The organism is Acinetobacter sp. ANC_7634, assembly GCF_056779875.1.
The window spans coordinates 63,518-86,444 of sequence record NZ_JBWYIT010000006.1; the positions used below are offsets into that span (position 1 = coordinate 63,518).

Below are 22,927 nucleotides of genomic sequence, written 5' to 3' on the forward strand. Positions count from 1 at the left end.
AAAACCCTGCTAGCGCAGGGTTTTGCTAGAGAGAATCTACCTAGAATTAGAAATCATATGAAATAGATAACCAGTAGTTACGACCAGCTAAGTATGTGCCTTCAGAGCTACGTCCAATTGAAAGATATTTATAAGCTTGTTGAAGATCGCCGTTAATATCTACATATTCCATATTTTGAGTAAAGTCTTTATCCAATAGATTGTTTACTGCAGCATTAATACGAATTTTATCGTTCAGTTGATAACTTGCACCAAGATTAAATAAATTATAACCAGAAAATTCGTTATTGGTTTGTTCCAAAATACTAATTGAGCCAGCGTCTGTAGGTTCACTAGTAAATCGAGGACGACCAGATTGATATTCATGTTGTAACCATAGGTCTAAAGAGTCATTAATGTGCCAAGTAGATGTTAGGCTAGCTAAATGTTTCGCAGTAGACTCTAAAGCATATCCTTTGTCTTGACCTTTAGTTATTTCTGAATCGGTATAGGTGTAAGCCGCTTTTAAGCTCCATTCTGGAATAATTTGATAATTTAGGGATGTCTCTAAACCATAAATTTCTGCTTCATCCGTGTTGAAACTCTTGCTATAAGAAGTTGCTTTATCACTAAGATTAGAGCAATCATTGGTGTTACAACTGAACGTTCTAGAAACGATCTTGTCTTCAACAACGTTGAAGAATGCAGTTGCTGTAAGGTTAAAATTATCAGAAGGTTGATAATTAAATCCAAGCTCATAGTTGATTGATGTTTCAGGATCTAAATCTGGATTTCCAAGACTCGGTGTAGCACCTTGACCACTATAACCATTGATTCCGTCGTAAAGATCCTTAGCAGATGGTGTTTTATAACCTGTACTTACGCCACCTTTGATCGTTAGTGCATCATTGGTGTTCCAAACTAAATAAGCCCGCGGACTAAATTGTCCACCAAATCCGCTATGATCTTCGAAGCGACCACCGAATGTGAAAAATAAGTTGTCTTTGAGTTGCCATTCATCTTCAGCGTAGAGAGACCAAGTATCCTGTGTAAATTCTTTTCCTATACCTGCAATATCATCTGCAATGGTTGTATCTTTGTATTCAGTACCAACTGTCAATTTATGACTTTTGATTGGTGCAACAATATGAGAGTCAATCACAAGATCTTTATTTTCGAGTTTTCGAGCTTGACCTGCTAACTCTGGGAATGCATCTGTTGGAATGGTGCGACCTTGGGTCTCTGTTGTGTTATGGCTTAGATAAGTTTTCCACAAACCAAAATCATAGTTACCATCATGACCAAGTGCAAATTGAGTTCGATTGAACTCAAGCTCATCGTTATAGCCTGCGATACCACCACGAGAAATAAAGTTTCCTAAACGTTGATCTGTGTTGTCATAGCGTTGGCTAGAATAAAAACCATCGATCCATAAAGCATTTTGTTCATCTAATTTAAAGTCTAATTTTGCACCATAATCATAATTATCTGCTTTACTTGGGCGTGGATCACGGCTAGTCGAACCCTCAACAATACGTTCAGAACGTTGACGATCCAAATAGCTACCTCTTAATTGTAAACCTAAGCGGTCATTAATAAGTGGACCATTAATCACAAAACTAGATTTCCAAGAGTCTGCTTCAGCATTACTTTCCATAATGTTGCCACTCGTTGTGACATTTGCTGACCACTGATCTGCAACTTTTTTAGTAATGATATTGATCACACCACCCATTGCTTCTGAACCATAGCGAGTAGCCATTGGTCCACGGATAACTTCAATTCGCTCAATAGCGGCTAGAGGTGGTAAAAAACTATTAGAGGTTTCACCAAAGCCATTAGGTGTTACATCTGATGAGGTTGTTTGACGGCGTCCATCAATAAGAACTAAGCTATAGTCATTACCAAGACCACGCATCTTAACGTTAAGGCCAGATGTTTTCCCAACTCCAGAACGAATATCAATACCAGGGACATCTGATAAAAGATCAGCGATGCTTGTCGCATTTTTCTTTTCAATATCTTCTTTAGTTACAACACTAATAGATGCAGGTGCATTTTTAATATCCTGCTCAAAACCCGCAGCAGAAACGACAATTGTCGAAAGTTGATGAGCACTACTTTCATTTGTGGTATTTGCAAATGTTACACCGCTAGACAAAGCGAATAATGCAACTGTAAGAGGTTGAAGCTTAAACTTACTCATATTATGTTCTTCCGCTGGTATGAGTGATGCTTGAGGGCATGATCAAATTTGATGCAAATATTAATGATAAACTTTATCATTTGCAATAAAAAACAAACAATAATTAAGAAATATGAATTGAATATGGTCAAACCTTGTGAGCAAAAAAAATATTCTCAGGTTCATAAAAAAGATGGTTTGAAAAAGGTATTTTGTATATCTTTGATTGTTGTCATATAATGTGGCACTTTAAAAATTGCAATTACTATTTCTATATCGAGGAAGCCATGCAAGTAACTTCTGAAGCGGTTTCGGGCGTAGCCCGTCGTTTAAATGTATCTGTACCGACGAGCCGTGTTAATGAGCAATTCGAAGCTCGTTTAAAACGTACTGCTAAAACAGTTAAGATCAACGGCTTCCGTCCAGGTAAAGTGCCTTTAAATGTTGTTCGTCGTGAATACGGTGCGAGCATTTACCAAGAAGTGGTAAATGATGTTATTCGTGACACAGTATTCGAAGCAATTCAACAAGAGAAAATCAATGCTGTAGGCATGCCTAACATTGAAAAAGTTGAAAACAAAGAAGATGCTTTAGTTTATGAAGCAACTGTTGAAGTTTACCCAGAAGTTTCAGTTAAGTTTGACGGTTTAGAAGTTGAACGTAAATCTACTGAAGTAAATGATAAAGATGTAGATCAAATGATCGAAAATCTTCAAAAGCAACGCGCGACTTGGACTGAAACAAAAGGCATGGCTAAAAAAGACATGCAAGTTACTTTTGATTTCGAAGGTTCTATTGACGGCGAAAAATTTGAAGGTGGTTCTGCTGAAGACTTCAAACTTGTATTAGGTTCTGGTCGTATGATCCCTGGCTTCGAAGACGGTATCGTTGGTATGAAGAAAGGCGAAGAGAAAGTAATTGATGTAACTTTCCCTGAAGATTACCAAGCAGAAAACCTTGCAGGTAAATCAGCTCAATTCAAAATCACAGTTAAGCTTGTTGAAAAACAAAAGCTTCCTGACGTAGATGCTGAATTCCTAAAAATCTTTGGTTTAACTGAAGAAGAAGGTGTTGAGAAGTTAAAAGCTGACGTTCGCAAAAATATGGAACGTGAAGTGAAAAACGGTCTTCGCAATCAAGTGAAAGGTGCAACTTTTGATGCGCTTGTAGCTGCAAATGAAATCGAAGTACCTGCATCTATGTTGTCTCAAGAAATTGACCGTCAACGTCAACAAATGATCCAACAGTTTACTCAACAGTTTGGTGCTCAAGGCGCTAAAGCATTTGATTCAAGCATGCTTCCAGATGAATTATTCAAAGAGCAAGCTGAAAAATCAGTAAAATTAGGTGTTTTGGTGAGCAGTATTCTTGCTGAAGCAAAAATCGAAGTTGATCAAGCACGTGTAGAAGCTTATATCGAAGATATGGCGACTTCTTATGAAGATCCTACTGAAGTTATTGAATACTTCAAAAATGATAAGCAACAACGTGCACAAATCGAAGCTGTTGTTTTAGAAGACCAAGTTGTAGATCACATCTTAGCGTCTGCTAAAGTAACTGATAAAGCTGTTAGCTATGAAGAATTGTTGAAAGAACAACAAGCTCGTCAACAAGGCTAATCGGTTATCCGAAGGAAGAGGCGCTTAACGCGCCTTTTTTCTTGTAAAAAATATGGATCAACTTGTCCTGTATTCACAAAGCCTAATTAAAAAATATCTGATATTTAATGGTGAATATTTTGCATTTTCGACAATTATCCCTCATATTGTGAAAATGTATTGAGTGACAAAAAATTCAGGAATAAATAACGTATGTATGTTCCAACAATTGATAATGCTTTGGTTCCAGTTGTCGTAGAGCAATCATCTCGTGGTGAGCGTTCTTTTGATATTTTCTCGCGTCTTTTGCGCGAACGTGTAATTTTCTTAACGGGTGAAGTTGAAGACAATATGGCGAACTTAATCGTTGCGCAAATGTTGTTCTTAGAAGCTGAGAATCCAGAAAAAGATATTCATCTGTACATTAACTCACCTGGTGGTTCAGTGACTGCGGGTATGGCAATTTACGATACGATGCAATTCATCAAACCAGATGTCGTGACATATTGTATGGGCCAAGCAGCCTCAATGGGCGCTTTTTTATTGAATGCTGGTGCTAAGGGTAAACGTTACTGCTTAGAAAACGCTCGTGTTATGATTCACCAACCATTGGGTGGTTTCCGTGGTCAAGCTTCAGATATTGAAATTCATGCACGTGAAATTCTATTTATTAAAGAGCGTTTGAACCGTCTAATGGCTGAACACAGTGGCCAAGATTATGAAACTGTTGCACGTGATACAGACCGTGATAACTTTATGACCGCTCAAGCTGCAAAAGAATATGGTTTGGTCGATGAAGTTTTAACGAAACGTCCGCAACTTTAAGCTGTAAAGCATAGAAATTTATTTGGAGTGAAGATGTCTGAAAATCCTCAAGGACAAAAGCATTGTTCATTTTGCGGTAAAACGCAGTCTGAAGTGGGTAAACTCATTGCAGGCGAGGACGCTTACATTTGTAATGAATGTGTAGATGTATGCTTAGATTTAGTTCAGACGAGCCAGCAAGTCGAAACTGGTGAATGGGCAACTCGTCCATTACCTAAGCCGCATGAAATTCGTGCAGCTTTAGATCAATATGTGATTGGTCAAGACACTGCGAAAAAAACGCTCTCTGTTGCGGTATATAACCACTATAAACGTCTTAAAGTGACTCAATCAACTGCAAAGTCAGAAGATCGTGTAGAACTTGCTAAAAGCAATATCTTACTCATAGGACCAACAGGTTCGGGTAAGACTTTGTTGGCGCAAACTTTAGCGCGCTTATTAGATGTGCCATTTGCGATGGCTGATGCAACGACATTAACTGAAGCTGGTTATGTTGGTGAAGATGTTGAGAATATCGTTCAAAAATTGCTACAAAAAGCAGATTACGATGTTGAGAAAGCACAGAAGGGTATCATTTATATCGACGAGATCGATAAGATTACCCGTAAGTCTGAAAATCCTTCAATAACACGTGATGTTTCAGGTGAAGGTGTTCAACAAGCGCTTTTAAAAATGATCGAAGGCACGGTAGCTTCAATTCCACCTCAAGGTGGTCGTAAGCATCCACAGCAAGAGTTCATTCAAATTGATACGTCTAATATCCTGTTCATCTGCGGTGGTGCATTCTCTGGTTTGGAGCGTGTCGTGCAACAGCGTCAAGAAAAAGGTGGAATTGGTTTCACTGCTGACGTGAAGACTAAAGATGACTCTAAGAAGTTATCTGAATTATTTAGTCAGGTAGAAGCTGCCGATCTTGTGAAATTTGGTTTAATCCCTGAATTCATTGGTCGTCTGCCAGTGATTGCAACGCTCGAAGAATTGGACGAAGAAGCATTAATGCAAATTTTGACTGAACCAAAAAATGCATTAACGCGTCAGTATCAATACTTGTTCGAAATGGAAGATGTTGATCTATTATTTGAAGATTCAGCATTGCGAGCTGTTGCGAAAAAAGCACTTGAGCGTAATACAGGTGCACGTGGTTTACGTTCAATTCTTGAAAACGTCTTACTCGATACGATGTACGATTTACCAAGTCGCTCTGATATTGGTACTGTTGTGATCAATGAAGCTGTGATCAATGAAAATGCTGAACCAGAATATCGAACTGAGCGCCAACCTAAACAAGAACAACAAGTTGAAGAAAAGGTCGATTTAAAGATTTTAGATACTAAATCTGCTTAATTGATTGTAATTCATCTGAAACGCGTAAAAAGTCCCACTTTTTGCGCGTTTTTTGTTTTTAATCTCGGATTGAGGTGATAATCTAACGATAATAAAAATATGACATAGAAAAAAAAGTATTCGTGATGAGGGATAATCATGCGATCAACCGTAGCAGTGTGTGCTTTGAGTCTGTTTCTTGTGGCATGTCAGACACATAAAGGGCTTAACGAAAATAATCAAACTCATGTGGTTTCAACGTTAAAACCGGTAGATTTTAGTGAGAAAAAAACTTTTGTATCTCAGAAGCTAGCTCAATATAAAGTTGCAGGATTTGATCTGGGCTCATGGGTAAATCAAAAACCAGGACAGTTTTTCAGCCGTGTAAAACCTCAACATCAGCAAGCCGCAGTGTTGTATCTGTACCGTCTTGATAGTAAGTGGAATCGTCAGGAAATTATTGCACCGAGTTTTTTTCTAAATGGTAAGCGCATTCCGAGTTTAATCAGCAATCATTATTATTGGATAGAGCTGGCTGAAGGGGATTATCAACTTAGTATCAGTCGACCTTTAACTGTGATGCATTTTCAAAAACCTTTGGTTGCAAGTTTTAGTGTTAAAGCGGGGCAGCAGTATTTCTTAAAATATGAAGAAGAACAGTTTCGAGGTGGACCAAATGGTAGTGAAGATCTCCTCAGAGTTGGACCATTGATGCAAATGCCAACAAAACAGGCATTAAGAGAAATTGGCATGACTCAGTTGAAAACGCCTGGGCTTAACTATGTTGCCGTTATTCAACCGAACGGAACATTGCAAAAATCAAAAGAAAAAATTAAAAATAAAGAATATAAAGCCAGTGATGATGTGCGCTTAACAGAACCTTTTAAGATATATGATCCACGCACATGGTAACTCTGATTCAGCAGAATGGTTTTTAGCTTATTTCGAGTCAGTATGAATACTTTGTTTTTGTAGTTGTTCTAATTTCTTTTGGACTTCAGCAAAATTCTTTTCTGTAGATTGTAAAGAGCCTGCAAGTTGTTGATTCAGGATTTTCATGGATTCTTGAGCAACAAGTGGACCTTTATTTAAAATGGATTGACCTGTTGGAGAGGAATAAAAGTCGATCTGGGCTTGAACTTCTTGGGCATCATAGACATCTTTATAAATTTTGAGATAGATCGGTTTAAGTTTTTCCCAAGAAGTTTGCTTAATATTTTCTTGGTGAATTTTATCAGCCAGTTCATTGGCAATAACTTGTTGTTGTGGTGTTAATTTTTCGGCCTTAACAATATTTTGAACAATGCTATAGGCCTGTTGATCAATTTGAGGTCGGATTTGTTTAAGCGTACTTTGTAAGAGCTGATCTAAATTCAATACTTGTATGAGTTTTTCGATTTGTTGATCAGTCGCTTGAGCTGCCATAACCGCAGGTGAGCAGATCATGCATCCGCTCAAAAATAATGTTCTTAAAATTTTCATGAGTATTCTCGGTATAAAAAAGCACCCTAATGATAGAGTGCTTTTTGAACTTGAGACAAGTCGAATATTATTTATTGTGCAGCTGCATCTACAACTGGAATTTTACCAATTTTAGCCTGCCAAATTTTTGGTGCAGTTGCGTGAACTGATGTGCCGTTAACGTCTACTGCAACAGATACAGGCATATCTTTAACCACGAACTTATAGATTGCTTCCATACCTAAATCTTCAAAAGCGACAACTTCCGCTTCACGAATTGCTTTAGATACGAGATATGCAGCACCGCCTACAGCCATGAGGTAAGTTGCTTTATTGTCTTTGATTGCTTCAATCGCAGCAGGACCGCGGTCCGCTTTACCGATCATACCGAAAAGACCAGTTGCTTCTAAAACTTGGCGTGTGAACTTATCCATACGTGTTGCAGTTGTTGGACCTGCAGGACCTACAACTTCGTCACCCACTGGATCAACAGGACCAACGTAGTAAATGAACTTACCTTTAAGGTCTACAGGAAGCTCTTCACCGTTGTTTAACATATCAACCATACGTTTGTGCGCAGCGTCACGACCTGTATAGATTGTACCGTTAAGAAGAAGCGTATCACCTGGTTTCCAAGAGTTCATTTCTTCTTGTGTGATGTTATCTAAGTCAACACGTTTAGAAGAAGATGAGTCCCAAGTGACTTCAGGATAGTCTTCAAGTTTAGGTGCAATAATATTCGCAACACCTGTACCGTCTAGTGTGAAGTGTGCGTGACGAGTCGCAGCACAGTTCGGGATCATACCGACTGGTTTACCCGCAGCGTGACAAGGGTAGTCTTTAATTTTGATGTCTAGAACAGTGGTTAAACCGCCAAGACCTTGTGCACCAATACCCAGCGCGTTTACTTTCTCGAAGATTTCGATACGAAGTTCTTCAAGTTTATTTTGTGGACCACGACGAAGAAGCTCGTCCATGTTGATCTCTTCCATCAATGCTTCTTTAGCAAGCATCATGGCTTTTTCAGCTGTACCACCGATACCAATACCGAGCATACCAGGAGGACACCAGCCTGCACCCATGGTTGGTACAGTTTTCAGTACCCAGTCCACGATTGAATCAGATGGGTTTAACATTGCAAGTTTAGATTTATTTTCTGAACCACCGCCTTTTGCTGCAACAGTGATATCTACTTTGTTACCTGGAACAAGTTTATGGTAGATCACAGCAGGGGTGTTGTCTTTCGTATTCTTACGGCCAAAAGCAGGATCAGCAAGTACAGATGCACGAAGTACGTTAGAGTTTTCTAAGTAACCTTGGCGAACACCTTCGTTAATCGCGTCGTCTAAGCTCATTGTTAAATCAAATTTAACGTCCATGCCCACTTCAACGAATACGTTGACGATACCAGTATCTTGACAGATCGGACGGTGACCTTCGGCACACATACGTGAATTGATTAAGATTTGTGCGATCGCATCTTTGGCAGCTTTGTTTTCTTCACGGTCATACGCACGACTCATTGCTTGGATGAAGTCTTGTGGATGATAGTAAGAAATGAACTGAAGCGCATCTTTAACGGATGTGATCAAGTCGTCTTGCTTGATAATAGTTGTCATACAAATATCTCTTGAGCGGGCTGATAGCTAGCGGGCTAAATTATAAGACAAAATGATTCAATTGTGGCTTTTTTGCTGAGGAATTGGGCGAAAGTTTAAGAGAGCAGATTCATTCATAGAAAAGTTAAAATTAATATTTGCTAATTAATTTTTTAGATGGAAATACGTTTACGTAATAAGTTGTTTAAGCTTTTTTATAAATAACAATAATTTTTTTCAAATTTATCTCATAATATTTATAGATTAAATGGGTGAAATTTCACTATTTTAGTCATCAATAATTCTAATACATTGACTTTGTGAAATTAAATTTTGTTAAGATTTTCAATAGAAAGTATTAAGTAAATATTTATATAATTAAAAATCAATATTATTTATATGTTTCATAAAATCTAGAAGTTAATTAAATATGAAGTCAAGTGACGCTGGAGTCTTTCTGAGTTATGCCTATATCACAATGCAAAAGATGGGATTAAATGTAGAGCAAATTTTAGAAGATGTAGGATTGCCCGCACATTTGCCTGATAAGACAGTTCGCAGAGATAATTCATGTCAGTACCGATTTTGGAATACAGCGCAAAAAGTTTCTAATGACAGAGATATTGGTTTACATGTAGGAGAGCATTTTCCTGTAATTAGAGGCTCATTGATTGAGTATCTATTTTTGAGTAGTTCGGGATTTAAAGTTGGACTAGAGAAAGCTTTAAATTACCAAAAATTACTTTCTTCAGCTTTTCATTTTAGCCTGTTCACAAATGGGCATGTTGCTGGAGTTCAAGGGTTTAATCATCCTGTTCGGCATTATTTAGAGATTGTAATCAGTGTGATTTTAAAGTTTTTGAAATTCATTACAGATGATCAATTCCGCCCAATTAAAATTTATTTACCCTATGAATATGGTGCGACATTAATAGAATACAAGCGCGTATGGGGATGTGAAGTTGAGTTGGGCTGTCCGGATGGGAAAATTATATTTGATGCAGCGTTGTTGAATTTAAAATTTGACTGGTATGAGCCTGAATTATTTGCCATCCATGAAACTTATGCAAAACGTCAGATGAGACAGGTTGAAAAATATGAACTTATTTCTGATATAGAACAAATTCTAGCTGATGGTTTACTCGAATCAGGCAATGTTCAGTTAACGCATGTGGCAGACAAGTTAAATATGAAGGTCAACACCTTGCGTGCATCTTTAAACGATATTGACACTTCTTTTGAGAAAATTCTAACTCATTATCGTATTCGGACTGCAAAGCAATTATTAGCATCCAAAGAGATTTCCATGTGTCATATTGTCAGCGTTCTCGGTTTCTCAGAGAGTTCTGTTTTTTCACGAGCATTTAAACGTTGGACGGGTGAGACACCTTTGCAATACCGAAAAAGAAAAAGTACAAAAAATGATTCAATTGATACTTAAACTATATCATCTGAGTCAATTAAACTTATGCCAAATCCGTTACTTTAATCTGAGGTAGAACAGTTTTAACACTCTAAATGGTTACTTGGTTTTTGACACATTTAAGTTTTTAATGAAGTTCTAATCCTAATAAATCGAATTAAATTTTAAAAAATATTCAATTGCTTAGGAATTAATTTGATTTCATATTCAATTATTATTCAACCAATTTAAGGAGTTGAAAATGAGTTATGTAAAGACTAAAGACGGTGTTGAAATTTTTTATAAAGATTGGGGACCACGCGATGGTGAGGTCCTTTTTTTTCATCATGGATGGCCTTTAAGTTCTGATGATTGGGATGCACAAATACTTTACTTTTTAGACAAAGGTTATCGTGTGGTGGCGCATGACCGCCGTGGTCATGGACGATCTTCTCAAGTGTCTGAAGGTCATGATATGGATCATTATGCTGATGATGTTGCGGCTGTTGTAGAGCATTTGGGCATTAAAAAGGCGATTCATATTGGTCATTCAACAGGCGGTGGAGAGGTTGCACACTATATAGCAAGATATGGTGAGGAACGTGTCTCTAAAGCTGTTCTTGTGAGCTCTGTACCACCTTATATGGTGAAAACCGAAGATAATCCAAATGGATTGCCGAAAGCTGTTTTTGATGATATGCAGGCTCAGTTATTTAAAAATCGAGCTGAATTCTATCGTGCTGTACCTGAAGGTCCATTTTATGGCTTTAATCGTCCGAATGCGAAGCCGTCTGAACCAGTGATTCAAAATTGGTGGAGACAAGGGATGATGGGTTCTGCTAAAGCACACTATGATGGGATTGTGGCTTTCTCCCAAACTGATTTTAGAGAAGACCTTAAGAAAATTTCAGTGCCAGTATTAGTTTTACACGGTGATGATGACCAAATTGTTCCTCTTGATATTTCAGGAAAGTTATCGGCTGAATTGGTACAAAATGGAACTTTAAAGATTTATCCAGGTTATTCACATGGGATGCTCACTATTAATCCTGACGTGATTAACCCTGATCTTCTTGCATTTATTCAAAGTTAATTTTCGATCTTGTCTTAAACAAGAACTCTTTAAGAGTTCTTGTTTTTTTATATAAGTCTTTAGTTAACCTCATGATTCTAAGTTACAACACGTAGGAGTTAATCATAGATCTGAGTGTTCTAAGGGACTTATTGAAAAAACCATCCTCACTTTCGCGAGGATGGTAACTCATATGCAAATCAAATTATTGGGCTTGTTGCTCAGCTTGAATCGCTGTTAAAGCAATGGTAAAGACAATATCATCGACCAATGCACCACGAGATAAATCGTTTACAGGTTTGTTTAAACCTTGGAGCATTGGACCGACACTGACCACATTGGCAGAGCGTTGAACTGCTTTATAGGTGGTATTACCAGTATTCAAGTCAGGGAAAATAAACACATTGGCACGACCCGCCACTTGAGAGTCAGGTGCTTTAGAGCGACCTACACTTTCTACAGAGGCAGCATCATATTGAAGGGGTCCATCAATCAATAAATCTGGACGACGTTCTTTTGCGATGCGTGTTGCTTCAGCAACTTTTTCAACATCAGCACCTGTGCCAGATGTTCCTGTTGAATATGAAATCATGGCAATACGTGGATCAATACCAAACGCTTTTGCTGAATCGGCAGATTGAATCGCGATTTCAGCAAGTTGCTCTGCATTAGGATCTGGATTGATTGCACAGTCACCATAAACATACACTTCATCTGGTAGTAACATAAAGAAAACAGACGAAACTAAAGAGTAATCAGGTGCCGTTTTAATCAACTGAAATGCAGGGCGAACTGTATTGGCTGTGGTATGAACTGCACCTGAAACTAATCCATCCACTTGATCTAGTGCTAACATCATCGTTCCAAGAACCACTGTATCTTGTAACTGTTCTTTCGCTTGCAGTTCATTTAACTTGCCTTTACGCAACTCTACCATTTGCGCAATATAATTGTCGCGGATGAGGTCTGGATCAATGATTTCTAAATCATCAGGTAATTCAATCCCTCGAGCTTTGGCTACATCTAAAACTGCTTCTGGTTTTGCCAGTAAGATACAGTGAGCAATACCACGTGATTGGCAGATCGCGGCTGCTTGAATCGTACGAGGTTCATCACCTTCAGGAAGAACAATTCTTTTCTTCGCTGCAATTGATTTTTGTACCAACTCATGACGGAATGCAGATGGAGAAAGACGTGGTTGGTATGAACCATTCAGCAACTGCGTTACCCAATCCGCATCAATATGGCTAGATACAAATCGAGTGACTTGTTCAGCGCGAGCAGTATCATCTACAGGAATTTCATTACTTAAATTAGCCAGTTGGGTTGCCGTTTCAAAGGTGCTCAATGGTGTGTGTAAAATAGGTAAGCCCTGTTTTATTGCTGCTTGGCAGAAAGCCAGTACTTGTTGATTAGGTGCATAATGTTCAGTCAATACTAAACCAGCAAGAGGGATACCATTGCTGCTTGCTAAACTACTTGCAAGTAAGACATCAATACGATCTGATGCGCTAATAATCAGTTCGCCTGCCGTGAATTTGTGCAGTTCGCGCTCGATATTTGAAGCGATCAGGCTACTATGCAGAACACGACGTTGTGCAGCCTCACCTAAGTTAATCCATTCTGCTTGAATATGTTGCGCGATATCAGACATTCGCGGCACACTTAAAGTATTACTAAATGGTACTAATGCAATAACAGGAAGTTGTTCGGAACCAATCAGTGGATGTGTTTTTTGAATTTCCCCAACAAATTGTTGAGTCTCTTGTGTCAGACGCAGACTTGGATCAATGGTCACTGGAATCTGTGCAGACTCCTCGGACAGACCTTTGGTTCGCATGAAAAGCACACCAGCTGTTCGGTTGCTGTTTGCTCCACCAAAATTACGTAATTGGGTTTCTACTTTTTCTGCAGTATAGGCTGGTTGTTTGATATCAGCATTGCTCACAATGATGACTTTCGCATCTAGTGCTTGAGCAAGTTGAGCATTCAGTTCAGATGCAAAACTATCACGACTATTTGGAACTAACCCTTCCACAATAATAAGATCATGTTTTTTAGCAATTTGACGATGTAGACGAACAGCTTCTTCTAATAACTCATCACTTTCATCAGCATTTAATTGCTGAACTACATTTTGATATGAGATTGGTTCAACTGTTTCGTTCTGAGAAACATGGCGGAATAACGCTGTGGTGCGATCGAAATTTTCAGCATGTACTTCTTGTGAAAATGGCTTAACAAAACCAGCTTTTACACCTTGACACTCAAGTGCATAAATTAAGCCTAAACACGCTGATGTCAGACCTACACCTTCACCAGTTGGAACAAGTACAATTGTTTTCATATCATCAAAATCTATATCTAAAAATAAAAAAGAAATATGTAAATATGTCTGAGCGGGCGACTACTTAAGCAGTCGCGGTTTCAAGTTCAGACTTTTTTTCAGATGAATTCACATCTCCGATTTGATTCACCACATGTTCTGTTTCTTGTGCAATACGTCCTTCTTCATCTGTAGGAATGACCCAAATTTGCGGACCAGTACCATTATCAATACGACCTTCAGTACCGCGAGCTAATTGGTTATTTTTTTCTTTGCTAAAGTTAAAACCAAAATGTGGCAAATAAGATAATGTTTTTTCACGAATAAATGCTGAGTTTTCACCAATACCACCTGTGAAGAATAAGCCATCAAGACGAGGTAAACCACAGCTGAGTGCTGCTAATGATTTAGCAAGACGATAGCAGAATACTTCAATAGCAAGTGCAGCATCTTCATTGCCTTCTTCTGAAGCTTCGATAAGTGTTCGCATATCGTTTGACAGGTTTGAAAGTCCTAATAAACCAGATTGGCTATTGAGCATTCTGTCAATTTTGTAAATGTCCCATCCTAGGTTTTTGGCTAAAAAATTATGTAAACTTGGATCTACATCACCACTACGGGTACCCATCACTAAACCTTCGAGTGGCGTTAATCCCATAGAGGTATCAACACTTTTACCATTCCAAATTGCACAAGTAGAACTACCATTGCCTAAATGAGCGGTGAGCCAACCACCTTCACGGAAACTACCAGCAAGCTCAGAGCCACGATCTGATACATAGGCATGGCTTGTGCCGTGGAATCCATAGCGACGAACATTATGTTCAGTGTATAAAAATTTTGGTACCGCATAACGATAGGCATGCGCTGGCATTGTTTGATGGAACGCTGTATCAAACACTGCAACTTGCGGTAAGTCTGGGAACAAACGTTTAGTCGCTTCGATCCCAACGAGATGTGCAGGATTATGTAATGGAGCTAAAGGTGTTGCTTCACGGATTTTTTCAATAATTTCATCGGTGATTAACTCTGCTTGAGTTAAAGAACCACCATGTACAATACGATGACCAATGGCATCAGGCTTGTGATTCGCTAAGCGAGATAATCCAACTTCAAGAGCTTCTTTGTGGTCTGCATTTGGAATACGAATATCAACTGGTTCGTTGCCTATAGTCACGCCTTTGATGCGCGCTTCTGGCGTACCTAAGTTTTCAGCAAGACCATGAATTCGGAAATCTTGATCTTTAAGTAATAATGCAAACTTGATCGAAGAAGAACCGCAATTGATGATAAGAACTGAATGGGGCATGGTGTGTTCCTTTACTGGCAATTTTAATATTTCGTTTGTTTTCTTCCAAATGAACAAAAAATGTTATTTCTTGATCGTGAAGCATTTGTAACATGCGTTTTTTTATTGTCCTAGATAGACTTTAGGTGATTAGACTTAAGCACTATCGACCACTAAGGCAATAATAATTAAAATTTATAGTCTTTCTTTATTCATTTATAAAATAAATAATGGTTATGTTTTAATTAAATTGTATGTGTAAAACATAGCATGTATTGTATTTTTTATATACCACTTCTGCTTTGTAATTGATTTAATTTATACGTTTTTTATTTCGTTATGATGAGTTGAATCACTCAAAAACAAAGCCCTTTACTCAAAAGGGCTTTGTTTTTTTAAGTTAGGTTTATTGACGGATTTGGCCATCGCCTAAAACAATCCATTTTTGTGAGGTGAGTCCTTCTAATCCGACTGGACCTCTGGCATGAATTTTATCTGTTGAAATGCCGATTTCAGCACCTAAACCATATTCAAAACCATCAGCAAAACGAGTAGAGGCATTAACCATGACCGAACTTGAATCGACGCGAGTAAGGAATTTTCGGGCCGTGCTAAAGTTTTCAGTAATAATCGAATCAGTGTGATGCGATCCGTATTTATTGATATGCAAAATTGCTTCTTCAACGCCACTGACTACTTTAACCGCTAAAATAGGTCCTAGATATTCCTCATACCAGTCTTCTTCGGTCGCAGTTTTAATCTGTTCACCTAAAATTGCTTTGACTTTCAAGCAACCACGCAATTCAACTTGTTTTTCAGCATAAAGTTCAGCAATGCGAGGCAGAAAGTCGTCAGCAACTTTTTCATCAACCAGCAGCGTTTCCATGGCATTACATACGCCATAGCGATGAGTTTTTGCATTTAACGCAATTGGCAATGCTTTTTGTAGATCAGCTTGGGCCTCAACGAAGACGTGACAGTTACCATCAAGATGTTTGATTACAGGAATAGTCGCTTCACGTGTAATACGTTCAATTAAGCCTTTGCCACCACGTGGAACAATAACGTCAACATACTCAGAGAGGGTAATCAATTGCCCAACTGCAGCACGATCTGCTGTATTGACAACTTGGACTGCGTTAACTGGTACACCAGCTTGCTCTAAACCTTTTTGAATTGCGGTAGCAATGGCTTTGTTTGACTCTAATGCCTCTGAACCACCGCGAAGAATGATGGCATTGCCAGACTTAATCGCTAAAGAGGCTGCTTCTAGAGTGACGTTAGGACGTGATTCATAAATCATACCTACGACACCTAAAGGCACTCGCATTTTTCCAAGCTGAATACCAGACGGGCGATAAGCTAGGTCAGTAATTTCACCAATGGGATCAATTAAACTGATGACATCTTTAAGACCTTGTAACATTCCACTGAAGCGTGTGGGTGTAAGTTCCAAACGATCGAGTAATGCGCTGTCTAAATTGTTTTCATGACCACGAGTCATGTCTAGTTTATTCGCAGCTAGAATTTGAGCTTGATGGTCTTCCAAAGCGGTATGGATTGCCGTCAAAGCATTATTTCGTTCAAAAGTCGAAGAGCCAGCCAAAAAGCGTGAAGCTTCACGCGCATTCTGACCGACGACTTGCATGTACTGTTCGATGGAGTCTTGCATAGCAGTTTAACTGATCATTTTAAAATCTCATTCAAATAGTAGCAGCGCAGATGACAACAATCTATGTTTATAAGCGAAAAAAGCTAAGTTGATAAAACTTGTAACTATTTTTAGAACCTAACGGTAGTTAAAAAAGATAAAAGGTGAATTCTTGCATTGCGCAGATTTCATGCATCTGTATAAAATGAAATGAATGTTAATTATGTTGCATAATCATAACGAATTGAGAGTATGATCAAATTAACGGCTGTGAAAACAAAACAATAAAGCCAAATGGAGATAAGGGAATGAATTCCATGATAAAAATGGAGCTTGAAGATTATTCAGCTGAAGACAGCACTCATTTTTTTGATCTGTACCATAAAAATAGTTTTAAAGAGCCGCCACGAACCACATGGATTGATGGGTGGAAAATTGAATATATGGCGATCGCATCGCCAGAAACACTGCATCAGACGCCAACGCTGATTGTCGGAGGCGCATTTCAAAATTTTAATTCATATAAATATTGCGTTGAACAGCTCTTCGAGAAAGGACCTGTTATTTTAATTGACTTACCATCTTTAGGTTCAAATCAACAAATCCACAATCGTGATACTGGAATTTCTGCTGGTACTCTAGAGCTACCAGAGCTTTCAAAAATGTTAGGTCAATGGTTGGATTTGGTGGAGATTAAGAAAGTCTCTGTTATGGGGATGTCATTAGGCTCTGTGGTTGCTTCCTGTTTTGCTCATTATCGTCCAGAACTGGTAGATCGATTAATTCTGATGGGCGTCATGCAGAAGACGCGTAAAAGCTGGCGTATGTTGCTTGAAGAGTCATTAATATTGATGCAAGAGCAACGTATGGATGAGTTTGGTCAGGCTGTCATTTTGTATTTGGTGAATCATGCAAAATTAGATCAAACGCGTATGTCTCCAACAGCTAAACGACTCTTTTATAAGCAGATGTCTGAGTTTGATATCGCTGAGCGTGAGCGATATGAAATCAACTGTAATCGTTTATTGCGTCTTTCCCATGTTCCAATTCCGATGTGTAAAACATTAGTAGCATGTGGTCAATTCGATAGTTTTACTTTGCCATTTGAGAATGCGAATTTTGCCTTGCAATGTCCTGATGTTGAGTTTGCAATGATTGCAAATGCGGATCATGTGCCTCAACTGCAACGCCGAAAAGAAACCATGAATCTTTTTACCAGTTTCTTAAAAGGCGAATCGATTCATAATCTAGATGGGATCATTTATTTAGATAAAGACCAAATGCAATCATTGGATCGCAGAGGGGAAGTTCGATTTGCCCTTAAAAATGCACATTCTGTTTTAATTCATCAAACAAATGCACAACGTTTTGAAGTTGAAATTAAAGACCTGAATTACTTTGGTGTATCATTCTTTTTGGATGATCCATCTCAAGTTGAAGTCTTACAGGAAGATGCTCGAAGTTTTGCAATTGAATTTGAGGATGAGCAAGGACATTTTGCTGTCGAATGTTTAATGTTCGATTTTATTGGAAATGAAGTAAGAGCATTATTCAAGCATGGTTATTTTGAAGTGGCTGATCGCTTACTTCAATTTATAGATACCCATAAACACAATGACAGCGTTGATTAGGCTGTCATTGAATTCATTTGAATCAAAAAAGAGATACTTCGTAATATTGCTACGAACGATTCATTATTTTATTGCATGAATCATCCATACTAGATCACCAAGATGCTGATCTGTATCCATATTTTGATTATTTTTTTCAAAATACAGTTGAGGTTGAATGACTTCAACTTCAGTAAAACCTGAAAGTTTAAAAAAGTGCTGTACCTCTAAAGGGTCTTTAAAGTGGAATGTAAATGCACTTCTTGAAGCGTATTTGAGTAATTTGCTGCTCGACCAAATTAAGTTAGCCAGTTTATGTTGGACAGGTTCGGGATAAAGGTCAGTTAAATAATGAAGCGTTTGGAATGGTTGACCAAAACGTACAATTGAATTCAGCAATTGTTTGAGTAAATCTTGATTAAAATAATTGATTAATCCTTCACTGATAATCACTAGCGGTCGTGTTGGGTCGAATTCGTCAAAAGCTGTTTTGAAATCATCCGTGAATAAGTCTGCTGATAAAACTTTAGGGCTTTCGGGATCGATTTTATTTAAAGCGGATTGTTTTGTGGTAGCCATGTCTGGTAAATCTAATTCGCGATAATCTATTTCGGGATAATGAGATCTAAACCACCAACCACGAGGTGAAAGTCCCGCTGCAATTTCTAAAATTTGCAGGGTTGGATATTGTTTGATTAATAATTTTAAATGGTCGTCTAATAATGTATGTCGTGTCTTCAGGGTTGAACGCATACTTCCACCGACAAACTTCTCAGCTATACTTTCAAAAGGGTGAGCGAATTGCGCCAAGGCTTTACCTTTCGAAGTCGCAAATGCTTCGTGAGAGATACCCATTTGGTACCAAATATAGCCAGTGTAGTGAGCAGTAAACGAAATATGACGGTGCTTTGATTGTTTTGATTGAGACATACACATCCTTGGCTATGATTATTATTGGATTGGTCAAGATAAAGGGAGCATTAGAATAATGCTCCCTGTATTATTAAAATGATTTTCTAAAATCTTCAATGACCTTTTTGACAGATTTCCATTCGTTGCCTAAGTCAAGTTGTTCACCAATGCGAATCTCTTGAATCTTACCGCGCATACGCTCTAAGCGTTCTTGGTTCGGCAATGGATAATTCTCTATGGCACTGAGCGCGACACATGCAGATTCCCGATTATTGCAGACTAAGCCCATATCACAGCCAGCTTCAAGCGCGGCTTTGATGCGGGCATCTGCACCACCTGCAACACAAGCTGCTTGCATACTTAAGTCATCAGAAAACAGGACACCGTCAAACTGAAGTGTTTCACGAAGTACTTTTTGAACCCAATACTGAGAAAAACCTGCAGGATTTGGATCTACTTTTTCATAAATCACATGTGCTGGCATGAGTGCGTCAAGTTGAGGTTGGAGTTGAATAAAGCTTTGCATATCTTGAGCTTCAATTTCAGCATAACTTCGTGTATCCACAGCTGCCGCAATATGTGAATCTGCTTTAACCGAGCCATGGCCAGGGAAGTGTTTCCCCGTGGTTGCCATACCAGCGCGTTTCATACCTTGCATAAAGGCTTGGGCTAAAGGGATGATATCTGAGATATTTTTAGCAAAAGCACGGTCACCAATAACATCGCTGATGTCGTTAAGGTCTAATACAGGTGCAAAGCTAAAGTCGATCCCGACTGCAAGGACTTCGGTAGCCATGAGCCAACCGCATTGTTCAGCCAATTCAATTGCTCGATCTGGCTGACTTAAATAGAGCTCACCGAAACGTCCCATGGCAGGAAGGAGAGTGAAGCCTTGTTTTAAACGTTGTACGCGTCCGCCTTCTTGATCGACTGCAATTAAAATATCGGGGCGAACTTGGCGCATATGATCCGTTAAGGCGCGAACTTGTTGAGGTGATTCAATATTTCTTCCAAACAAAATGACTCCACCAACTTGTGGAGATTGTAGGAGTTGAATATCTTCTTGATTAAGTGTTGTGCCCTCAATATCAAGCATCAATGCGCCAATCATAGTGGAATCCGTGATTCTAATTTTAAAAGAGAAAACAATACCCGAATTTTGCAATGATTTGCTACATTTTCTCCGTACAGATTATGATAAAACTATACGGCAGAAATAAAAAAGTTGTTTAAGGTTTTGAATATTAATATTTCTATCTGAAAACAATAGTGTAAATTTGGTTTATCCAAGGAAAGACAAATTCGTTATGAAACTTCAAACAATCGCTTGCGCGGTAGCCATTGCCACTGGTGGTTTATTTTTTGGTCATACAATTAATGTTGCGATCGCAGCGAATGAACCAGCGGTTCAACAGGTTCAGAATATAAAGCCCACACAAGAACAAGCTTTAGTTTCAAGACAATTAGCAACTTTGGTGGATCGTCAGCACTATTTAAATATGCGTTTAGATGCTACGACCTCACAACGTATTTTTGATATGTATATTGATAGTCTTGATCCTGACCATAGCCTTTTCTTGGCAGATGAAGTGGCAAACTATAAGAAAAAATACGGACCAACTTTTGGAGCGGCGCTCAAAGCGGGTAACCTTGAAGGACCTTATGCCATTCACGCTCAATATCGTGATCGTTTAAAGTCATTCTATGAGTTTATGTTGGCGGAGTTAAAAAAACCGCAAAACCTAAATCAACCTAATGTGTTTATCGAGTCTGATCGTGAAAAGGCTCCATTTTTCAAAAATAAAGCTGAGCAAGAAAATCAATGGCGCAAAATGTTGGTGTCTCAGTTAATCAATTTAACGATTGCTAAAGAAGAAGATTTGGCTAAGCAAAAAGCGCTGAAAGATGATCCTTCTTTAGCAGCAGGACAAGATCTCACTTCAGCTGAAGATTTAACGCCAGTTCAGACTTTGACCAAGCGCTATATGCGTCAATTAGAACGTATGAAGCGTACAAAAAGCGATGACGTTTTAGAAAAAACGCTCAATGCTATGTTAGCGACTTATGACCCGCACAGTAATTATTTCCCACCAATCGATGCGATTGAGTTAAATCGTCAGACCACATTGCAGCTTGAGGGGATTGGTGTGTCGATCCGCCCAGAACGCGGGAATGAAGACTATACGCGTATCGAGACGATCGTAGATGGTGGTCCTGCGTTTAAGACGGGGCAGGTCAAGTCTGGTGATCGTATTATTGGTGTCGCGCAAGACGGTGACAAAATGGTCGACGTCATTGGATGGACCAGTTCTGAAATCGTTGGATTGATCCGAGGTAAGCGTGGGACTAAAGTCACCATTAAATTGCTCGGACCTGGAGCATCTATGAGTCAGGCACGTACCGTAACTATCGTACGTGATGTGATTCAAGAAGAGGATGCGGGTGTACGTTCAAGAACAGTTGAAATTGTACGTGATGGCAAGAAAAATAAAGTTGGAGTAGTCGAAATTCCATCGTTCTATTACAACTACCGTGCCCGTCGTGCTGGTGAAAGCTATCGTTCAGTATCTGAAGATACCAATAATGCATTGAAAAGTTTAGCTGCGCAAAATGTCGATGGCATTATCGTTGATCTTCGTAATAACCCTGGTGGTTCACTCGAAGAAGTGGCAAAAATGATTGGGCAAGTGATTAAATCTGGTCCAGTGGTTCAAATTCGGGATGGGAATGGTAACGTCAGTGTCTTCGAAGATCGTGATGGAGGCGCTCAAACCTACGCAGGTCCATTGGCTGTCATGGTGAATCTGGCTTCTGCATCAGCAAGTGAAATCTATTCAGCTGCTGTGCAGGATTATGGTCGTGGGATTGTGATTGGAAGTACTACGACAGGTAAGGGTACAGCCCAAGTTCAATTGGACAGCTTAGCGTATGGTCAAGCGACATTGACGCAACGAAAGTTTTACCGTGTTACTGGTGGAAGCACACAAAATAAAGGGGTTGTGCCTGATATTCAATTGGTTGATATCTACGATGAAGAGTTTGGGGAGCGTAAAGCTAAGAATGCTTTAGAGTGGGATACCATCCCTACAGCTCCTTTCAAACGTGAGGGAGAAGTGCAAGCCTTTGTACCAAAATTAGCTGCTCATTCAAAACAGCGTGTTGCGAATGATATTCAATTTAAGTATTTAGAAGCGCGTAAAGCGATTTCGCAGAAAGCTAAAGAGAATAAACAAATCGTGTTGGATATCGATCAACGTAAAGCTGAACTCATCGCTTTGGAAAAAGAAACGTTGGCAGAAGAAAATAAACGCCGTATAGCAATGGGTAAAACTGCTTATCCAAATTGGGAAAGTTATCAGGCATCGATGGAAGCTTTGGCTGAATCGCGTGCTAAGATGAAAACTAATCAACGCCCACCTTTACCTGAAGAAGAGGCATTTGTCACTGAATCAGCTCATATCTTGCTCGATTACATTGCCTTGCAAAAATAAAAATATTTATTGTTAAGTTTTACTTAAAAAATGGCGTATTTCGATACGCCATTTTTTATGGATATCCGAAAAACAACTTGACGTTCAATGAGATGGTGATATTGTTGTAGGCGACAAATGCTCATTAAAAAGTTGAACCTTCTTACATTTATTTGCTGTACTTTTGGGGTTTAAATAAAATAAAAACAGGTTCAGGTACGGATAAG

16 protein-coding genes are annotated in these 22,927 nt (G+C 38.8%); 8 read left to right on the forward strand and 8 right to left on the reverse strand.

Annotation, left to right across the window (positions count from 1 at the left end; genetic code table 11):
• Window positions 1–46 precede the first annotated feature (46 nt).
• Window positions 47–2,185, reverse strand: coding sequence for a TonB-dependent receptor domain-containing protein (locus AC1M9A_RS08005; protein ID WP_035265267.1), 2,139 nt, complete (start codon window positions 2,183–2,185; stop codon window positions 47–49).
• Window positions 2,186–2,451: 266 nt separating this feature from the next.
• On the opposite strand from AC1M9A_RS08005, the gene tig reads away from it, so the two are divergent.
• From tig to AC1M9A_RS08025, 4 genes are all read left to right on the forward strand, one after another.
• Window positions 2,452–3,783 carry a trigger factor gene (gene tig, locus AC1M9A_RS08010; protein WP_180028337.1) on the forward strand — a complete coding sequence of 444 codons (1,332 nt, stop codon included), beginning with the start codon at window positions 2,452–2,454 and terminating at the stop codon, window positions 3,781–3,783.
• Window positions 3,784–3,975: 192 nt separating this feature from the next.
• The gene (clpP, locus tag AC1M9A_RS08015; protein WP_035265270.1) at window positions 3,976–4,587 is read left to right on the forward strand and encodes an ATP-dependent Clp endopeptidase proteolytic subunit ClpP; all 612 of its coding nucleotides are present in this window, start codon (window positions 3,976–3,978) and stop codon (window positions 4,585–4,587) included.
• 33 nt (window positions 4,588–4,620) lie between these two features.
• Window positions 4,621–5,931 (forward strand): ATP-dependent protease ATP-binding subunit ClpX, encoded by a 1,311-nt coding sequence (gene clpX, locus AC1M9A_RS08020; RefSeq protein WP_035265272.1) that lies wholly within the window; start codon window positions 4,621–4,623, stop codon window positions 5,929–5,931.
• Between the two features lie 138 nt (window positions 5,932–6,069).
• On the forward strand, window positions 6,070–6,822 hold the full coding sequence (locus AC1M9A_RS08025) for a DUF2846 domain-containing protein (RefSeq protein WP_481609993.1): 753 nt from the start codon (window positions 6,070–6,072) through the stop codon (window positions 6,820–6,822).
• 27 nt (window positions 6,823–6,849) lie between these two features.
• Here AC1M9A_RS08025 and AC1M9A_RS08030 read toward each other — a convergent pair whose 3' ends face one another.
• Window positions 6,850–7,392 carry a DUF2059 domain-containing protein gene (locus AC1M9A_RS08030; RefSeq protein ID WP_035265277.1) on the reverse strand — a complete coding sequence of 181 codons (543 nt, stop codon included), beginning with the start codon at window positions 7,390–7,392 and terminating at the stop codon, window positions 6,850–6,852.
• A 71-nt stretch (window positions 7,393–7,463) separates the two neighbouring features.
• Complete coding sequence (locus AC1M9A_RS08035; RefSeq protein ID WP_035265279.1) at window positions 7,464–8,990, reverse strand: fumarate hydratase; 1,527 nt, start codon at window positions 8,988–8,990, stop codon at window positions 7,464–7,466.
• A gap of 409 nt (window positions 8,991–9,399) precedes the next feature.
• Here AC1M9A_RS08035 and AC1M9A_RS08040 point away from each other — a divergent pair, with 409 nt between their 5' ends.
• Complete coding sequence (locus AC1M9A_RS08040) at window positions 9,400–10,410, forward strand: AraC family transcriptional regulator (RefSeq protein ID WP_481609994.1); 1,011 nt, start codon at window positions 9,400–9,402, stop codon at window positions 10,408–10,410.
• A 223-nt stretch (window positions 10,411–10,633) separates the two neighbouring features.
• On the forward strand, window positions 10,634–11,464 hold the full coding sequence (locus tag AC1M9A_RS08045; protein ID WP_481609995.1) for an alpha/beta fold hydrolase: 831 nt from the start codon (window positions 10,634–10,636) through the stop codon (window positions 11,462–11,464).
• Window positions 11,465–11,648: 184 nt separating this feature from the next.
• Here AC1M9A_RS08045 and pta read toward each other — a convergent pair whose 3' ends face one another.
• The 3 genes from pta to AC1M9A_RS08060 all read right to left on the reverse strand — a co-directional run bounded on the left by pta (window position 11,649) and on the right by AC1M9A_RS08060 (window position 16,729).
• The gene (gene pta / locus AC1M9A_RS08050; RefSeq protein WP_481591558.1) at window positions 11,649–13,790 is read right to left on the reverse strand and encodes a phosphate acetyltransferase; all 2,142 of its coding nucleotides are present in this window, start codon (window positions 13,788–13,790) and stop codon (window positions 11,649–11,651) included.
• A 64-nt stretch (window positions 13,791–13,854) separates the two neighbouring features.
• Window positions 13,855–15,078: an acetate/propionate family kinase gene (locus AC1M9A_RS08055; protein WP_481591557.1), complete on the reverse strand. Its 1,224-nt coding sequence runs from the start codon at window positions 15,076–15,078 to the stop codon at window positions 13,855–13,857.
• Window positions 15,079–15,463: 385 nt separating this feature from the next.
• Window positions 15,464–16,729, reverse strand: coding sequence for a glutamate-5-semialdehyde dehydrogenase (locus AC1M9A_RS08060; RefSeq protein ID WP_035265287.1), 1,266 nt, complete (start codon window positions 16,727–16,729; stop codon window positions 15,464–15,466).
• 287 nt (window positions 16,730–17,016) lie between these two features.
• Between AC1M9A_RS08060 and AC1M9A_RS08065 the strand changes: the two genes are divergently transcribed.
• On the forward strand, window positions 17,017–18,339 hold the full coding sequence (locus AC1M9A_RS08065; protein WP_481591556.1) for an alpha/beta fold hydrolase: 1,323 nt from the start codon (window positions 17,017–17,019) through the stop codon (window positions 18,337–18,339).
• Between the two features lie 63 nt (window positions 18,340–18,402).
• Here the strand turns inward: AC1M9A_RS08065 and AC1M9A_RS08070 are convergent, their stop codons facing one another.
• On the reverse strand, window positions 18,403–19,248 hold the full coding sequence (locus tag AC1M9A_RS08070) for a class I SAM-dependent methyltransferase (protein ID WP_481608971.1): 846 nt from the start codon (window positions 19,246–19,248) through the stop codon (window positions 18,403–18,405).
• 73 nt (window positions 19,249–19,321) lie between these two features.
• Window positions 19,322–20,341 carry a beta-N-acetylhexosaminidase gene (nagZ, locus tag AC1M9A_RS08075; RefSeq protein ID WP_481609996.1) on the reverse strand — a complete coding sequence of 340 codons (1,020 nt, stop codon included), beginning with the start codon at window positions 20,339–20,341 and terminating at the stop codon, window positions 19,322–19,324.
• A gap of 196 nt (window positions 20,342–20,537) precedes the next feature.
• Here nagZ and AC1M9A_RS08080 point away from each other — a divergent pair, with 196 nt between their 5' ends.
• Entirely contained in the window at window positions 20,538–22,721 is a 2,184-nt protein-coding gene (locus AC1M9A_RS08080; protein ID WP_481609997.1) for a carboxy terminal-processing peptidase, read from the forward strand.
• Window positions 22,722–22,927: the final 206 nt, after the last annotated feature.

Excerpts from the sequence above, each read along its gene's own strand:
- AC1M9A_RS08040 (WP_481609994.1), top strand. The coding sequence starts at position 9,400 with ATGAAGTCAAGTGACGCTGGAGTCTTTCTGAGTTATGCCTATATCACA.
- clpP (WP_035265270.1), top strand. The coding sequence starts at position 3,976 with ATGTATGTTCCAACAATTGATAATGCTTTGGTTCCAGTTGTCGTAGAG.
- AC1M9A_RS08060 (WP_035265287.1), bottom strand. The coding sequence starts at position 16,729 with ATGCAAGACTCCATCGAACAGTACATGCAAGTCGTCGGTCAGAATGCG.
- AC1M9A_RS08005 (WP_035265267.1), bottom strand. The coding sequence starts at position 2,185 with ATGAGTAAGTTTAAGCTTCAACCTCTTACAGTTGCATTATTCGCTTTG.
- AC1M9A_RS08070 (WP_481608971.1), bottom strand. The coding sequence starts at position 19,248 with ATGTCTCAATCAAAACAATCAAAGCACCGTCATATTTCGTTTACTGCT.
- AC1M9A_RS08080 (WP_481609997.1), top strand. The coding sequence starts at position 20,538 with ATGAAACTTCAAACAATCGCTTGCGCGGTAGCCATTGCCACTGGTGGT.
- AC1M9A_RS08035 (WP_035265279.1), bottom strand. The coding sequence starts at position 8,990 with ATGACAACTATTATCAAGCAAGACGACTTGATCACATCCGTTAAAGAT.
- AC1M9A_RS08025 (WP_481609993.1), top strand. The coding sequence starts at position 6,070 with ATGCGATCAACCGTAGCAGTGTGTGCTTTGAGTCTGTTTCTTGTGGCA.
- AC1M9A_RS08030 (WP_035265277.1), bottom strand. The coding sequence starts at position 7,392 with ATGAAAATTTTAAGAACATTATTTTTGAGCGGATGCATGATCTGCTCA.
- AC1M9A_RS08055 (WP_481591557.1), bottom strand. The coding sequence starts at position 15,078 with ATGCCCCATTCAGTTCTTATCATCAATTGCGGTTCTTCTTCGATCAAG.
- clpX (WP_035265272.1), top strand. The coding sequence starts at position 4,621 with ATGTCTGAAAATCCTCAAGGACAAAAGCATTGTTCATTTTGCGGTAAA.
- nagZ (WP_481609996.1), bottom strand. The coding sequence starts at position 20,341 with ATGATTGGCGCATTGATGCTTGATATTGAGGGCACAACACTTAATCAA.
- tig (WP_180028337.1), top strand. The coding sequence starts at position 2,452 with ATGCAAGTAACTTCTGAAGCGGTTTCGGGCGTAGCCCGTCGTTTAAAT.
- AC1M9A_RS08065 (WP_481591556.1), top strand. The coding sequence starts at position 17,017 with ATGAATTCCATGATAAAAATGGAGCTTGAAGATTATTCAGCTGAAGAC.
- pta (WP_481591558.1), bottom strand. The coding sequence starts at position 13,790 with ATGAAAACAATTGTACTTGTTCCAACTGGTGAAGGTGTAGGTCTGACA.
- AC1M9A_RS08045 (WP_481609995.1), top strand. The coding sequence starts at position 10,634 with ATGAGTTATGTAAAGACTAAAGACGGTGTTGAAATTTTTTATAAAGAT.